At 34.7% G+C, this 15,777-nt stretch carries 12 protein-coding genes and 2 pseudogenes; 11 read left to right on the top strand and 3 right to left on the bottom strand.

Annotation, left to right across the window (positions count from 1 at the left end; genetic code table 11):
* Positions 1-12 precede the first annotated feature (12 nt).
* Positions 13-216 (bottom strand): hypothetical protein, encoded by a 204-nt coding sequence (locus tag AACL31_RS16220; RefSeq protein WP_339053401.1) that lies wholly within the window; start codon positions 214-216, stop codon positions 13-15.
* A 181-nt stretch (positions 217-397) separates the two neighbouring features.
* On the opposite strand from AACL31_RS16220, the gene AACL31_RS16215 reads away from it, so the two are divergent.
* The 11 genes and pseudogenes from AACL31_RS16215 (at position 398) to AACL31_RS16165 (ending at position 10,787) form a co-directional block, all read left to right on the top strand.
* Positions 398-1,681, top strand: coding sequence for a phage/plasmid replication protein, II/X family (locus AACL31_RS16215; RefSeq protein WP_339053400.1), 1,284 nt, complete (start codon positions 398-400; stop codon positions 1,679-1,681).
* Between the two features lie 20 nt (positions 1,682-1,701).
* Positions 1,702-1,995, top strand: coding sequence for a DNA-binding protein G5P (locus AACL31_RS16210; protein ID WP_310513614.1), 294 nt, complete (start codon positions 1,702-1,704; stop codon positions 1,993-1,995).
* A 9-nt stretch (positions 1,996-2,004) separates the two neighbouring features.
* Positions 2,005-2,103 (top strand): tail virion protein G7P-2, encoded by a 99-nt coding sequence (locus tag AACL31_RS21145; protein WP_310513615.1) that lies wholly within the window; start codon positions 2,005-2,007, stop codon positions 2,101-2,103.
* A gap of 91 nt (positions 2,104-2,194) precedes the next feature.
* Positions 2,195-2,446, top strand: a complete 252-nt coding sequence (locus tag AACL31_RS16205) for a major coat protein (RefSeq protein ID WP_310513228.1) — start codon at positions 2,195-2,197, stop codon at positions 2,444-2,446.
* A 41-nt stretch (positions 2,447-2,487) separates the two neighbouring features.
* Positions 2,488-3,582, top strand: a complete 1,095-nt coding sequence (locus tag AACL31_RS16200; protein WP_339053399.1) for a hypothetical protein — start codon at positions 2,488-2,490, stop codon at positions 3,580-3,582.
* Positions 3,582-4,205 (top strand): hypothetical protein, encoded by a 624-nt coding sequence (locus AACL31_RS16195; RefSeq protein ID WP_339053398.1) that lies wholly within the window; start codon positions 3,582-3,584, stop codon positions 4,203-4,205. The genes AACL31_RS16200 and AACL31_RS16195 overlap by 1 nt, the downstream gene beginning before the upstream one ends.
* Positions 4,206-4,366: 161 nt before the next feature.
* Entirely contained in the window at positions 4,367-4,645 is a 279-nt protein-coding gene (locus AACL31_RS16190) for a transcriptional regulator (protein WP_339053381.1), read from the top strand.
* 577 nt (positions 4,646-5,222) lie between these two features.
* Positions 5,223-6,158: pseudogene (gene hcp / locus AACL31_RS16185) on the top strand (hydroxylamine reductase); the annotation flags it as partial.
* A 710-nt stretch (positions 6,159-6,868) separates the two neighbouring features.
* Positions 6,869-8,621: pseudogene (gene cptA, locus AACL31_RS21140) on the top strand (phosphoethanolamine transferase CptA).
* 12 nt (positions 8,622-8,633) lie between these two features.
* Positions 8,634-9,929: a dicarboxylate/amino acid:cation symporter gene (locus AACL31_RS16170; protein WP_339053395.1), complete on the top strand. Its 1,296-nt coding sequence runs from the start codon at positions 8,634-8,636 to the stop codon at positions 9,927-9,929.
* Between the two features lie 366 nt (positions 9,930-10,295).
* Positions 10,296-10,787 (top strand): hypothetical protein, encoded by a 492-nt coding sequence (locus AACL31_RS16165; RefSeq protein WP_339053394.1) that lies wholly within the window; start codon positions 10,296-10,298, stop codon positions 10,785-10,787.
* 619 nt (positions 10,788-11,406) lie between these two features.
* On the opposite strand, the gene AACL31_RS16160 is transcribed toward AACL31_RS16165, so the two are convergent.
* Positions 11,407-12,099 carry a M10 family metallopeptidase C-terminal domain-containing protein gene (locus tag AACL31_RS16160; RefSeq protein WP_422389261.1) on the bottom strand — a complete coding sequence of 231 codons (693 nt, stop codon included), beginning with the start codon at positions 12,097-12,099 and terminating at the stop codon, positions 11,407-11,409.
* Between the two features lie 826 nt (positions 12,100-12,925).
* The gene (locus tag AACL31_RS16155; protein ID WP_339053393.1) at positions 12,926-15,037 is read right to left on the bottom strand and encodes a hypothetical protein; all 2,112 of its coding nucleotides are present in this window, start codon (positions 15,035-15,037) and stop codon (positions 12,926-12,928) included.
* Positions 15,038-15,777 lie beyond the last annotated feature (740 nt).

Here is a 15,777-nt window from a genome sequence, read left to right as displayed (position 1 = left end):
CGAAGGGCTGGTTCACGGGTGCTTCGACAGAAAATAATAAAACCGATATATGTCTTGTTTTGCATCATTTGCATAGTGATCTATTAAATGACTTAGTATGTCCGTCCATTTATAGGGTTTTTTTGTGATATAGCCAACTTCTATTGCTATTTGTTCTAATTTCATTTTTCTGGATATTTTTATTCTTGCAGAAGTAGTGTCTTCTTTTTCTTTCATAGTTGTATTCCTTGTTTCTTGTATGCGTTGTATGCATTGCATCCTAGTATCTTTTTCTTATTCTTTATAAGAATTCTTGCATACATGAATTTTTTCAGCTATTTTTAATATGAAAAAGAATTCATGGATTTTTGTATTCAAAAATACAAGATTAAATAGAAAATAGAATAGGATTTTATTTGTGATTGATCTTCTTGAACTCCAAATTCCATTCAAAGACGAGTATGTAACTAGAACATCTCGTGATAGGGAGCATGGAGGAGGATCTATCGATTTTATACAGATTGCTAAATTAAGTGGTATTCGCTTGTCTGCTCGTGATGTGGAATTTGAAATAAAAGGGGATTTATCTGTTCAGGGATTAGCGCATCCTTTTGAATCGTTACCAACGCATTTTGCCAGTTTGGGCATGAAGATTTATCAGGGAACTCATTTGATTTTCCCGCGAGTCAATCTTAAGGCTTCACCTGCCAAGCTCTTACAGGGGCATAACGTATTTGGTTCAACCAATATTGCATTATGTGGTTTGGAGTTAATCACTAATTTAGCGGCTTCCATGCCACATCTTTTTAATTTGTTAGATGTAACGAATACCGAAGTTTCTGAGCTTCATACAACGTTATCAGTGAGATTACCGACGGAAAGTATTTGTAAACAGGTGATCGCTTATTTCAAAAATATCAGTCATGGACAAACCAAAGCGACAAAATCCAATGATCATGAATCAACCGTTTATTTTAATCGTGGTTCTAAACTCAGGGAACTGTGCATTTATAATAAAGCGCTTGAACTGGCAAAACGTTTGGGTGAAATACAAAGAAAATTGCGGGCTAATCCTAATGATGACGTGTTGCTTAATCAGTATGCCATTTTAAATGATAAACGCCTGATTGATTTTGCCAATAACCTGTTGAGATTAGAAGGGCGATTAAAAAAACGTTTTTTAAAAGATAACTCGATTCCGGTTAATTTTTCGGCGCTTTGTCTTTATCAACAACAATATGAACGTGGTGGGGCTAATTTAATTTACGATCTGTGGATGAAAAGTTTTGATGATTTGCTGACGGCATTGAGGGGAATGGAAATGAATATTTATGATGATGAACATATTTTTGAACGATTAAAATCTCATTATTATTCTACCACGCCAAAAGGCAACATTTCCTATGCCAAAGCCCAACGGATATTCGGTTTTTATCGCCGTTTAGTCAATGAAGGATTTTACAATGTCCTTAATTCCATGAGTCGAGTGACGTTTTGGCGTTACTTAACTTTATTAACTGATGTTGGTATCAGTAAATCACAATTACAAAATCTCACGGGCGATAAATCTAACGTCATTCCTTTTTATAAAGTTATCCATATCGATTTTTCTCAACAACGTCCTGACTGGTATGTCGAGCCAGTGAGTGTTTTTGAACGTCAAAATACTATTTATCCATTTAAACAAGTTGCAAATGCTTAAATCAAGAAAGGTGAACCATTATGGCTGCATTGCCCTTATATCAAACGGTGATTAGTGGAAAAGTGACCCGTGTCAGTACTTCTGATGATGGACACGTTTATACCACTGTTATTTTACCTGCGCCTGACCCTTATTCTAAACCGCCTATAGTCAAAATTCGTTCTAAACGACGTGTGGGTGTGATTGACTCAGAAATCAATGAACTGGTTTGTCGTATTTCAGGTTATGAGCGTTCCTTTAGATATCCTGATAAAAAAACAGGGCAAATGACACTTGGGTATAACGTTGAAATGTTCCTTGATTTAGCAGAATAGGTAATCGCTATGGCAACAGTAGGGTTACCGGAAGTATATAACCTGATTTTCGAGATTGGAATTGTCTTATGTTTCGGTCTTGGATTTATAGCAGGAGGACAGAGGTAATGGAAATCGTTTATTTATTCTCGGCTTTTGCTATTGGTTGGGGGTTCTCTTACTCCATTTTGGTCTTTAAAAAATTAGCGGAGGTTTCAGTATGAAATTTTTATCTAACGTAAAGGAATTTATTTTAAATAAATATTTAGCGGTATCACTTTTCCTTTTTTCAGGAATGGCCTTAGCGGATGGCGCTACAGGTACAGTGCCTGATTATGCGGGTCAGGCGATGGATTCATTGCTTACTCAAGCGAATACCTTAATTGGTAAAGTTTGGCCTGTTGTGGTTGCGGTTGTTGGCGCAGGGCTGGCAATTCGTTTATTTAAGAAATTTTCTTCAAAAGCGGTTTGATAACCTGATGGGGGTAATGCCCCCACTTTTAGGGGTTATTTATGAACAACTGGCTTTATATTTTTTTATTATTTTCAATTTCCTTTTTTGCTCATGCTGAGTGGGAAACATCTTATCATGAGTTAGAAGTTATTTGGGATCCTGAAAAAGAAAGTGCTGTCAGGCCATGTGCGGAAGCGAAAGATGCGGCTTTAGATTTTTATGAGATTGTTAAAGATTCTTTTGTAAATCAAGGGTATCAAACTAAATATGAGTTAGATAAGAGTTGTAAAGTGCCTTCTGCGAGTAAAGAGCTTGTGTATGTTAAATGGGGTATTACGGTTTATTGGGGTAAGAATGATGAAAAGGATTGTTTAGCAAAACCGATAGAAGCAAAGACTTATTCTAATACTTATAAAATCGGTCGTGATTATTATGTCAATATTGAGGGTTGTCAGTATATTGCAACCGGCACGATTGTACCAATTGGTGATACGGTTGCAGCGGATTGGAAACCGACAGGTAAAGTTGTTGAAGAAGGTGCGGGTAATGGCTTTGGCAGTCATGGAGGTAATCCGGGTGAGGGTTCTGGTGGGCATGAGGGCGGCAGTAGTCCAGGTGGCGGTTCCGGCGGGAATGAAGGAAGCGGTAGTATCGGCGGTGGTTTGGGTGGGAATGGTTTAGATGACGAGGATGATATTGCTTCTGCGGTAGAAACGGCGTTAAAAAAATCGTTAATTGAAGAATATGATAGTGGTAAGGATACTTCAGAGGCGACTAAAAAAACCGATGAATCATTAAAAAGTATTTCTGGGTCGTTTGATAATTTATTAAGAGGGGCAGGTAATTTTGCTGATCCTGATACGACTTTATATGGTCAAGGAGAATCGGTATTTGATACAGTGGTTAAGATTGCCAGTCCGTTAGAGGTTAAAGAGGGATCTTTTTGGCGTTCAATTTTTAGTCATGTGTCTATTTTTCCTAATGGTCAGGGGTGTTCTGATTTTATTCTTTTTGCAGACGACGTTTATGAAATCAGAATTGGGTGCGATAAGTTAACCGCAATAAAATCATTGCTTTCGTGGGCAATGGCAGCATTGACGTTTTGGTATGTTTTCACTTCGTTAACTTCGTTGTTACGCAAGGGAGGTGATTAATGCCCGTATTATTAGGACTTGCAGCGGTATTACGTTATTTAACGGGTTTTGTTCCTTTGGTAAGTAGCGGTGGGTCATTTGGCATTTTTTCAGGCAATGTTTTAGGTTTGGCATTAACGGCGGTTCAGGGTGATAAGCACAGTAAGTTATTATCTGTGCCGCGTATTTTGACTTTATCCGGTAAACGCGGATTGATTTCATCCGGTCAGAATGTGCCGATTGTGACGGGTAAAATTATTGGTCAGGGTGTTGATGTTAAAAATCCTTTTCAGACCATTGAGCGACGTGATGTAGGGATTTCGCTTGATGTAACACCGGTAGTGTTGAATGGTGACAGTGTCATGTTAACGGTGAAATCCAAAGCGGACAGTGTTTCAAATATTTCTAATGCAACGGATATTGTTTTTAATCAACGCTCAATTGATACGACGGTTCAGTTGAAAAATGGCGATACGTTGTTGATTGGGGGATTAATCCAGCATAATGCGGTCAACTCCACCTCTTCGGTTCCTTTTATTTCTGCCATTCCGTTGATAGGTTGGTTGTTCGATGCTCGGTCAGATACGAAGGATAATACGGTGATGTATATTCTGATTAGAGCACGGGTACTGAATGTTGTTTAACTGACGGAAGGCCATACCCTAGCAGGCGCAGCCTGATGGGGTATGGTTGGAGTCAGTTGTTACATGTTGTTTGTTAAGCGTTAAGTTGTTTTTTAGCGCTGTATAGTCAGACTTCCGATCTGACTATACAGCTATCACATAAACCTACGTTGGAGGTCTATATGACTGTGTTCGATCCTACTCAATATCCAGAGTTACGCAATCTTTTTCCTGAATTAACGCCAGTGCAGTTTGAAACGGCATTGTTGTTTGCTTTTGGCATTCCGCAAAAAGAAATCTCCGTACTGCGTTCAGTGGCTTATAAAGTGGTGAGACAGACGATAACAGAAGCGAGAATGAAATTTGAGCCAGCGTCATTAACTGGATTATTAACGGTATTTCATGTTCGTTTAGTGTTATTTGCTTTGTATGATTGCCAGCAACGCATTTGTAAGACATAAAAAAGCGGATTAGTCTAGGTGCGTTAAACGCACCTAGGGTATTTTATTCGATGAGATAATATCGATTTGGTATTAGGTCATAACTTCTAAAATTAATCGTAAATACCGCCACTTCTGATTTTGAGTCGCATCACACCAGATATCAGGGAAACCCGCTACTTTATGGCGGGTTTTTTTATGCTTTAAAATGTCCGTCAGGACATGTAAGGCGGCAGATTGCAATCACAAAGATAACCGAATGGAAAACCGCCGAAGCCAGGGGGGACTTATCGGGTAGCAAGGAACCCCCGCGTTAGCGTTCCTGCCAAGCCATCTTTTTACGATAAATAAAGCGACTCAGCAGTTTGAGGGTCGAAGACAAGCGAATCGTTTAGCGATGATTGATTTTTTATTTGCTTTTGTTTGTTGTTTAATTTTACAAAAAATCAATAAAATTATTATTTGTAGATAAGCTTCGGTAAAATGCCATTAAGGTTCGCATAATGCACTCTATGTTAAAGACGAACCTTGCCCATTCCGGCTGGCGACATTTTGCCGGAATGGGCAAGAACCCTTTTGTAACATAGCGTTGTATATTGCAGGTAAATGTATTCTAGTTTCTGGCCATGATCTGAAAGATCTACACAATTTATTGCAACAGACTGCAGGTACAGGTATTAATATTTTCACCCATGGTGAAATGTTACCAGCACACGGCTACCCAGCAATACATAAGTTCAAACATCTGGCCGGTAACTATGGAGGTGGCTGGCAGGATCAACAAATCGAGTTTGCCCAGTTCCCCGGCCCCATTATTATGACATCAAATTGTATTATCGATCCATTTGTTGGCAACTATTCCGATCGTATCTGGAGCCGCAGTATTGTTGGATGGCCAGAGATAAACCATTTGGAAGGTAACGATTTTAGCCCCGTGATTGCTATGGCACAGCAGATGACAGGATTCCCATATAGTGAAATTGAACATCAGGTTACAGTTGGTTTTGGTCGCCGCACTCTGCTGGATGCAACAGATACACTAATTGAGTTAATCAACAGTAAAAAATTACGCCATATCTTTCTAGTAGGTGGTTGTGATGGAGCGCGCCCTAAGCGTAGCTATTTCACCAATTTTGCCACTCATGTGCCAAATGATTGCATAATTCTAACTTTAGCTTGTGGTAAATATCGTTTTAATAAATTGGATTTTGGTGAAATAGCAGGCTTACCACGCTTAATCGATGTTGGTCAATGTAATGACGCTTATGGTGCAATTATTCTTGCCATCAAGCTGGCGAAAAAATTATCGTGTAACGTGAATGATCTACCGCTATCACTGGTTTTTTCCTGGTTTGAGCAAAAAGCGATTGCTATTTTACTCACCTTGCTATCACTTGGCATAACTAATATCATAATTGGCCCAACGACACCCGCTTTCTTGACGCCAGATTTGCTCACTATCTTCGAGAAAAAATTTGGTTTAAGAAAAATCACTAATGTGGAGCAGGATATGCGGCAATTGCTGTCTACATAAGAATAAAAGATATCAATAGATACAATTAATGCCAGGGAACGGCAGCGGGCCGCACCTTTGTTTAACGCTCGCGCCTTCAATTCCTTACCAATGGCGGTAACTTTATTGTTTTCACTTACATTATTATTAATCTTTAATAAATTTTTTTATTATAAATTTCACAATAAAATGTTTTTTATTAATAAATCTATTTTACACAAATAATTATTATTCAATAATATTCTATTTCGCCGGTTTAATTTTTTATTACAATCCCTCTAGTTAAATAGAAATTTTTCTAAACACTAATTATAAATATTAAATTTAAGCTATCAATATATTTAATTCCCCAAATTAACCCAATATATCTTTTAGTTAATACTTTCAGTAAAACAGATAAAAGATGCAAAAAGCAAAACTAGATTTTATTTATTTTGTCACAAAAAAACTTACTGTTGTTATTATTACCGTATTTTTTATATTTATTATAAAAAACAAAAATAATTGACTATGGTGTTAGTCAAATTAAAATATAATTTAATAATACTTCTTTCCAACCAAAAAACTGGCAACATATTTCCAACAATTGCTTAAAGGTAACAATATTTTTGTTGCAATTATTTCTATTTCGTTTAATGTTCAAAAAATTATCAGCGGCCAAAATAGCTGATAATGAAAATAATACATAACACCTTATGTTAAAAAAACCAAAATTGATGAGCATAAATTATATGTTTAATTCTTCACCAAATAAAAAAAATAACTTAGTAGCCTTTATCTGGTTGCTTGTCTTTTTTCTCTATTTTTCTACAGTTATTCAAATCATTGTTGTAACAACCGGTCAAAGTAATACCATTGGTCTAAGAGATTCCCTTTTATACAGCACTCTTTGGCTCATTCCTGCACTGTTTTTTTCTCGCCATATCAAATTGGTTGCCGCCATTATAGGCATTTTTCTCTGGCTATCTTCTGCCATCGCCTTGGCCTATTATATTGTTTATGGCCAACAGTTTTCACAAAGTGTCATGTTTATCATGTTTGAAACAAACACACATGAAGCAAGTGAATTCTTAACCCAATATTTAAGTATTAAAGTTATCGCAAGCCTATTGGTTTATACACTTATCGCTATTTTTTTATGGACACGCATAAAACCTATTCATATTTCCGTTTCGGCCAAAGTTATATTGACAACAATTATTATCGGTATTTTTTTTGGTGCCCCTTTTTACAAAAAAGTCATCAAATCAAACGGTGATCTTGATGATCTAATGCCATATTTAAATGCCAGGATGGCTTATGCTGCTCCTTGGCAATTTATTAGCGGTTATTTTCTTTATCAAAATCAGCTTACTAATATGGAAGCTATTTTAACCCACAATGCTAAAATACCCCCTTTAAAAAATTTGATTGATAATAATGGCGCTACTCCAAGAACATTAGTGTTAGTCATTGGTGAATCGACAAGTCGAAACCGTATGAGTTTATATGGATATGGCCGCCAAACAACACCACAATTAAGCGCATTAAAAGCACAATACCCAAATAATTTCAAAGTATTCAACGATGTAGTTACCTCACGCCCTTACACTATCGAAGTGTTACAACAAGCATTAACTTTTGCCGATCAATTACACCCAGAACTTTATAAAACAGCTCCTTCGTTAATGAATATGATGAAGCAAGCAGGTTATAAAACTTTCTGGATCACCAATCAGCAAACCATAACTCAGCGTAATACGATGTTAACCGCATTTTCGCGCCAGACAGATAAACAATATTATCTAAACAATATTATCTAAACAATATTATCTAAACAACGATATGGCGCAAAGTTCACGCCAATATGACACATCAGTATTAGCACCATTCAATGAAGTATTAAAAGATCCAGCAGAAAAGAAATTCATCATTGTCCATTTACTTGGCACCCATATGAAATATGCCTATCGTTACCCTAAAGATGAGGGAATATTTGATAATAAAACAGATACTATGCCCACCAATTTGGCTAAAAGTGATCAAGCCGATTATAACGACTATGATAGTGCACAACACTTCAACGATAAGGTAGTGGCAACACTAATCAGAGATTTTGCTGCATCTAACGAAAACGGTTTTTTGGTCTATTTTTCTGATCATGGCGAAGAGGTTTTTGACACACCGCCACACCATATTTTAGGTCGTAATGAAGCAGCACCAACCCGCCCTATGTATGAGATCCCTTTTATTATCTGGCAATCAACCCAATGGATTAATACTCACCAACGCCATTTAGATACCATGGTAAATAGGCCCTATAGTATTATGCATTTGATCCACACTTGGTCAGATTTAGCCGGGCTTGATTATGATGGATTGGATGTCAGTAAAAGTGTCATTAACAAAGATTTTCAACCTTCTCCCCGTTATATTGGTGATCCTTATAACAAACAGCAACCACTAAAAACCTATGATCAACTAAAAAAATACCGGCCTGACTAAAACGGAATCATTATGAAATCGAAAAGTTTAACCACTTGGATTATTGTAGGCCTGATCGCCGGGATAATAGTTGGATTTGCATTAAATTCATTCACCAATCCAGAAATAACCGCCAGCTACGCCAAAAATATTTCGATCATTACAGATATTTTTTTGCGTTTGATTAAAATGATTATTGCACCATTAATTATTTCAACCTTGATCGTCGGGATCGCCAAAATGGGTGACGCCAAAACCTTAGGACGTGTTTTCTCAAAAACATTGTTACTGTTCATGGTTGCTTCTTTCATTTCAATTACCATTCGCCTGGTTATTGTTAATATTCTTACACCAGGAGTAGGTATCAATTTCGTGGCAGAGACCAATTCAACGGTGACAAATATCGAACCAACCACCTTTTCTTTCCACAATTTTATTGCCCATGCTATACCTACTAGTATCATTGATGTGATGTCGCGTAATGAGATTTTACAGATTGTAATTTTCTCAATTTTTATGGGATGCAGCATATCTGCCATAGGTAAAAAAGGTGAACCGATTATTAAAATTCTAGATTCACTGGTTTACGTAATGTTGAAGCTGACAAGCTATGTTATGCTTTTTGCCCCTATTACTGTTTTTGCTGCTATCTCAGCCATGATTGCTGAACGCGGATTGAGTGTACTGATCAGTACTAGCATTTTTATGGGAGAATTTTACTTTACTCTAGCGTTACTCTGGGTGATCTTAATTGGGGTATCGGTGTTAATCGTTGGCCCATGCATTTTACGCTTAGTCAAAAACATCATGGAACCGGCTTTACTCGCCTTCACCACCTCAAGTTCTGAAGCGGCTTTTCCGGGTACTTTAGAAAAACTGGAACAGTTTGGTATTTCTAATAAGATTGCTAGCTTTGTTTTACCAATTGGTTACTCATTCAACCTTGTTGGTTCAATGGCTTATTGTTCATTTGCAGTTATCTTTATCGGTCAAGCATGTAATATCCATTTAAGTATGGGTGAACAAATCACTATGTTGTTGATTTTGATGCTGACATCTAAAGGTATGGCTGGTATACCACGGGCATCATTGGTCGTTATTGCAGCGACACTAAGCCAATTTAATATTCCAGAAGCCGGCTTAATTTTATTAATGGGTATTGATCCTTTCTTAGATATGGGACGTTCAGCAACGAATGTCATGAGTAATGCCATGGAATCAGCACTGGTTGGTCGCTGGGAAGGTGAACACTATGGCGACGGTTGCCGAGGCACACCGAAAGAAAAATCTGATAATCTTTTTACTGATAAAATTAGTTTGAAATCTTAATAATAGATAATATTCCAGCCAAATAGCACAACAAGACGCGCCTGTAGGCGCGGCTTATTTACTTAAGATATAATATGCTTGATTGATTTTAAGTATTTAATTAATTCAACTTAAGAAGGATTAGCCATTTTCATTTTTAGTACAATTACTGATGGTAATTTTTTTTCATTCCTCTAATTCTCATCTATGCTTAATGGATAACGGACATAAGCTACAGAGTTATACATATCAAGTTGTTATGTTGTTAAAATCTTATATCCAGTCTTATGTCTTTATCTAATAGATGTATCTGTAATGTTAAAGTCTTTTTTATTGATTATACACTTATTTATGATCGTCCATGAATATAGAGAAAGGAAGCTATCAATGAACAAAAAAATTCTAAGTATGCTAATCTTGGCGGGTATAATAACTGCTGTTACTGCTTGTGATGAATCACCTAAAGTAGACGATGCCATCCAACAGACCAAGGAAAGCGCTGAACAAATAAAACAGGCTGGGGCAGAAAAAGCTAAACAAGTGGTTGATGATGCGAAAGAAGCTGCAACCGATATAAAAAATAAAGCTGCTGAAGAAGCTGATAAACTATCAACAAAAGCAGATCAATTAAAAGAAACAACCAAACAAAAAACATCAGAGTTGCAACAAAATATTTCAGATAAAGCCACTGAAACCACAAATCAAGCCAAAGAAAAAGCAACCCAAGTTAAAGAAGGGTTTAATTCTGAAGTCCAGACATTATCTGATAAAGCAGCAGCGGCTAAAGAGGATCTAACCAATAAGGCAAACACTTTAAGTGAAAGCGCTAAAGAAAAAGCGGCAACCATGCAACAAAATTCTCAACCACAAAAACAATAAAATTCAATTAGTTTAATGAATTAAAAGAAAATATTGTTAAAAAGTTAATTGTAGTTAGAACCATCGAAATAAGAATAATATTGTTTTACACTTCCTTCTAACCTGATAAGGCCAGTATTTCTGGCCTCTTTTTTTAATCTGGCAAGATTGATCATATAAAATTTATAATAATTTGAAATTAATGTTGTGACATGTTGATTAAAATAGTTGCCAGATTTATTACACCAAAAACGGTTTACCAAAATAGTATATTCACAATGTCTTTACCCAGAGCCCAAATTGGCGGTAATAGCTGCGACATAAATAACATGATATTTTCACTAGTCATGATAAGCTATTAGATAAATATTGAATTAACAGAAAAATAAAAATTCATTTTTATACTTTTTAAAACAAATAGTTATTAGAGTATTTATTTTACTATTGTTTATATTGGTAACAGCTAAGCAAATAAAACTGATTCAATTTTACTAAATTAATCAGGCTTAACCAGAAATGAGTTAATATCATCAGCAAAATATTTTCATGCAATATCACCAACTTACAAAAATAAAAGCCAAGCTAATCATTTGTTCTTGTTAATAATACTAACGTTATTAATTTAAGGACGCCAATATAACTACCATATAACAATATCGGTTTTTGGTATAAAGGAACCTAAAATGTCTAGCATAAAATCCCCTTCTGAATAGTTATCCCCTTTGATAAAAATACGATGGATATTATCCGAATAATTCATTACCTCGATTTTTCCAACCGTATTGCTAAAGTGATCAACAACATACGTGCTATCTCTATTTTGTGCCTTATTGCTAATTTTCATAGAGGCAAGATCTATTTTATCAATTCCACCCTGAAAACCTATAATCAAATCATAGGCTGAGGGTGTAGATTCTTTAGCAGAATGATAAACAAAATAATCTTTTTCGATAATTTCATAATTGTTAACTACGGTTTGCCGATCAACTCTTTGCTGCGTAATCGGTTGTGCGGCCTGCTGTTGAGTGGTAGATTGGTCAGCTTCTGACTCTATTATTCCAACGGCACTAACTGGATCAAATAAAGTTATCTCACGCTCAATAGATTGCAGCTCTTGTGAACTTAAAGAGCCAAAATTAAGCTTCTTTACTCCAATACTTTCAATGGCCCGAGTAAACCGAATCGATTGCGGATTTACGCCATCACCCCAAAGTCGATCAGCACCAAGTCCGCCATAAATATTATCAGAGCCAGCTCCGCCTTTAATATGATTATCTGCATCATTACCAATAATAACATCATTGCCTTTACCGCCGATAACATTTTCAATCACCACTCCAGCAGCAATTGAAAAGATACCAGGTTCAAATGTAGATTTAGACTATACGTTAATAATAAGTTGTTTTAAATATGGATGGTTTTGGTTCTCCTTCGCTAAAAAAACTTAAGTACAACCAAGTTATATCTTCAGAATACAGTATTAAATATTCAGGCATAAAAATATTTTATAAAAATGATTTAATCTCGCCTCCTCATCGACTCCTATCTAAGAAAGAAATTCTTAGTTTAAAACCAAAACCTTTATATATACAATATCAATAAAACCCAATCGACCTTTAACACAAATAGAAGAAAGCAGCTTACCAGCGATGGCTAAAATGTTAACAAAAAATTATTTTTATTAAAAAATAATTGCGTTTATATACCCTCTCTGCCAAATATTTTGCTAATTTTTATCAGATAGCAATACAACACTTTTTCATATACCTGCCTTGGCAAATAAAATATTTTTCATAAATTCCATTTTTAAACTGTTTTAGTGATAAATACTGTCAAATTAATCCGCATTATTTAAAAGTTTAGCCTGGCTAATAATGAGAAAAATAATTTGCAGATACTCAACATACATTGTTCATCAATTTAATCATATTGTTAAAATCATTTTACTATTTTTTTCTTCTAAAATTTCCCAAATTGGGATGTATTTAATATAAGTACAATCTATAACCTATAACTAAAATCATGTTTAGCTCAATTTCTATAAAATCGAGGTATATAATAGAATTAAGATTACTATTTAATATATTGCTATATAGAATATTATTCCTCAAATTTGATAATATATATCAAGAAATAATTAAAGCTAAACATGTGTTTGATTATATTACTTTATTTATATTTCGTTCAGTCGCTGATTTAGCCGCTAATCCATTTATGATATTATTATAAGCATCATCTCTCAGAGATTTACCTTCATTTTTCATTTGCTTAATAAAATAATGGTTATGATGTTGCGTGTAAATAGCTTTTGCTTGTTCATCATGCTGGATGAGTTTTTGCAAATCATTCCAATTAAAAGTTTTATCAGAAATACTATCTTGATGTTTTAGTGCTTGTTTAATTGTTTCATTTTCACTTGCTAATTTTAAAAGATCTTGCACCCTAGATTCTAATACTTTTTCTTTTGTCTTGGTTGATAGAGATATATTATAACTTTCTTTTACATACTCCAATCTAGATATTAAACTATAACTTCCTTGTTGCTTGTCTAATTTATTTCCCAAACGGTCAATGCTATATTCACCATCGTCAAGCATCCCCTTTATTATTTTTAGATCATCTGATAGTAAAGAGGTACGTTGTCGTATAAAATACTTACCCGGTTGTTTTATAAATTGTTTTTGGCTATTTATTATTCTATCAAGTAATTTATTTACTTTAGAATCAACTTGTTGATGCAATTTTTCTACCGTTAGTTGAATATTACTTTTATTTGCTTTATCGATCGTCTTTTGAATTAATGAGAGTAATTTTGCTTCTGCTAAAACTTTTTGCTGCTGCACCATTGTATTGGTTGCCGCTTTAACAACCGTGTTAAAAGTATCAATCGTTGTTACAGTTGATTGTGTTGCTTGATTTGTGCCAGTAGACTTTTCAGTTGTATGTTTCGCCAACTCATCGAAATTTAATCTTTTATCAGCTATATTTTGAGCATCTCTAGCACCTAAATATTTTCCTTCTTGCACCCTAGTTCTTGTACGAATATAAGATCCATAAATAGTAGCTGGTGCCCCGACTAAAGCAGGAACAAAACCTACCGCGCTGCCAATTCCAGTAATTGCACTTAATGAACTTAATGCCATCCCTGCCTGGCCAATAGCAGTGACAGTACCATACTCTATTCTTTGCTTATAGTTATAATGTATTTTACGGTCAGCTATTTCTTTTAATTGTGCAATATTTTCTTTAATAATATCTAGTTGCTGGTTCTTTACTAATAAAGAACGATCTGCTCGCAGTAGCGTATCCCGCTGGTGTCCAGAAATGGTTTGCGAAATTCCATACCCAGTCATCATGATCTGTGCTGGCAAAAGCAGAGTATTACTGACCATTCCGGCTAAATCACTGACGGCTTCTGCTCCACTGATCCCTTGGGACATCACTAGATCTGCGATTGATTTGGCAGACAATCCAACCATTCCACCTGTCATTAAACTCATCGCCGCTGCTTGTAATGGAGAAGAATTACGGTCAATTTTTACTGCCGGCACTTCTTGTTGCATACGTTGATATTCGGTAGCCATATAAAGTGTCTTGGCGGCAGAATTACCTTGTTCTTGTGATTGTTCTTGCAAATACTTCCAAGTAGTACATAGTTGCTGTAAATTTTCGATATTTTCTTTTTCACTTCCACCTTGTAACCAATTAATCCAAATATCAAAAAATGGTTCAATTTTTTCTTCAAAAAGCTTCTTATTGACATCATCTTCAGCAAAATTTTGTTGTAATATTTTTAATATCTTTTGTTTTTTTTCCTTAATATCATTCATAAATGTAGGATAAATATCTTTAAAACTTTCTACTGATTCATCAAAAGCGCCTTTTGCACCTATTCCAACCAAAGGAATAGCTGGTAGTAATATACTTAACGATAATAATGACTGATGAAATTGTGGTAAAATTTGTCCTGTCGCTCCGGTAAATTCATCAATTCCATCAATAGAACGCAAATAATTATATGCTGACATTGCTATTTTATTACAAAAAGTTTTTGTATTACTTAATATATTTTTTTGTTTATCTAAATCCCCTGACTGCACAAGAATAGATGGTATCGAATCATTATTTATATTTTGATTAGAATTACTAACATTACTTATCATAGACGAAAAAGGTGATTGACTTATATCCTTTTTAGGTTCTGATATTTTTTCCAAACAATTAGTAGGATTAATAGAATTAGAGAAAAAGGTAGAGGAGATAGAAAGCATATAATGTCCTTTACATCGTTTTAAATGATATTGATAAACAATATCATTTATAATATCAATTTTTTTGGTCTTGGTGGTAGATTTTTATTGCTAACTTTTGGCTCTATCACATTAATAATAAGAAATTTATTTTTGCTAGAATGGAATGATTTTTGGCAACTAAAGCATAAAAAAACTTTTAACAATAGACAATAGCAGAAAATCTCCTTAACAAATCAAATAACGATTTATTAAATGTATATTGTGCCTTTAATTACATATTAAGAGATGTCTAATAATTATTAGAATTGAATTATTATTTACTTCATTAAGTATTAAAACTGAATGGTATTAAAAATTTTTTATGAATAACAACAAAAATAATCAATTTTCTAGCAAACTATTATTTGGTAAGCCTGAATAAAATTAAGTTATGTTAGAGTTTATTTTTTACAGCAACTAATTAAATTTTGTTATTTTATTACATTAACACCAGCAATCGAGTAAAGGTTACGCTGCTGTTTCTTAAGCGACTAACAGATAAAATTGGCCTGCCAATACAAAATTATTCCCCACTTTATCATCATTTTTTTCAATAAAATTTATTTTATTTGTTCAGAAGTTATTATTGTATTTTTCTAAATTATAATCAAAATCTATCCTAATAATGGTGATGACTTGCATTTGCGCAGATTTAAATCAGCTAGTAATTGTTCTTTTTTTATTTTTGCAGCAGTTAGCCGCAATTGAAAATCAAATTA

This window comes from Arsenophonus endosymbiont of Crataerina pallida, from assembly GCF_964020125.1.
GTDB classification, from domain to species: domain Bacteria; phylum Pseudomonadota; class Gammaproteobacteria; order Enterobacterales; family Enterobacteriaceae; genus Arsenophonus; species Arsenophonus nilaparvatae.
Note: the sequence above shows the minus strand (reverse complement) of the source record. Positions and strands in the feature narration are given on the sequence as shown.

What these genes read in the sequence shown, in the direction of transcription:
- AACL31_RS21145 (WP_310513615.1), top strand. Translation starts at nt 2,005, where the DNA reads ATGGCAACAGTAGGGTTACCGGAAGTATATAACCTGATTTTCGAGATT.
- AACL31_RS16170 (WP_339053395.1), top strand. Translation starts at nt 8,634, where the DNA reads ATGAAATCGAAAAGTTTAACCACTTGGATTATTGTAGGCCTGATCGCC.
- AACL31_RS16190 (WP_339053381.1), top strand. Translation starts at nt 4,367, where the DNA reads ATGACTGTGTTCGATCCTACTCAATATCCAGAGTTACGCAATCTTTTT.
- AACL31_RS16155 (WP_339053393.1), bottom strand. Translation starts at nt 15,037, where the DNA reads ATGCTTTCTATCTCCTCTACCTTTTTCTCTAATTCTATTAATCCTACT.
- AACL31_RS16210 (WP_310513614.1), top strand. Translation starts at nt 1,702, where the DNA reads ATGGCTGCATTGCCCTTATATCAAACGGTGATTAGTGGAAAAGTGACC.
- AACL31_RS16195 (WP_339053398.1), top strand. Translation starts at nt 3,582, where the DNA reads ATGCCCGTATTATTAGGACTTGCAGCGGTATTACGTTATTTAACGGGT.
- AACL31_RS16220 (WP_339053401.1), bottom strand. Translation starts at nt 216, where the DNA reads ATGAAAGAAAAAGAAGACACTACTTCTGCAAGAATAAAAATATCCAGA.
- AACL31_RS16205 (WP_310513228.1), top strand. Translation starts at nt 2,195, where the DNA reads ATGAAATTTTTATCTAACGTAAAGGAATTTATTTTAAATAAATATTTA.
- AACL31_RS16165 (WP_339053394.1), top strand. Translation starts at nt 10,296, where the DNA reads ATGAACAAAAAAATTCTAAGTATGCTAATCTTGGCGGGTATAATAACT.
- AACL31_RS16200 (WP_339053399.1), top strand. Translation starts at nt 2,488, where the DNA reads ATGAACAACTGGCTTTATATTTTTTTATTATTTTCAATTTCCTTTTTT.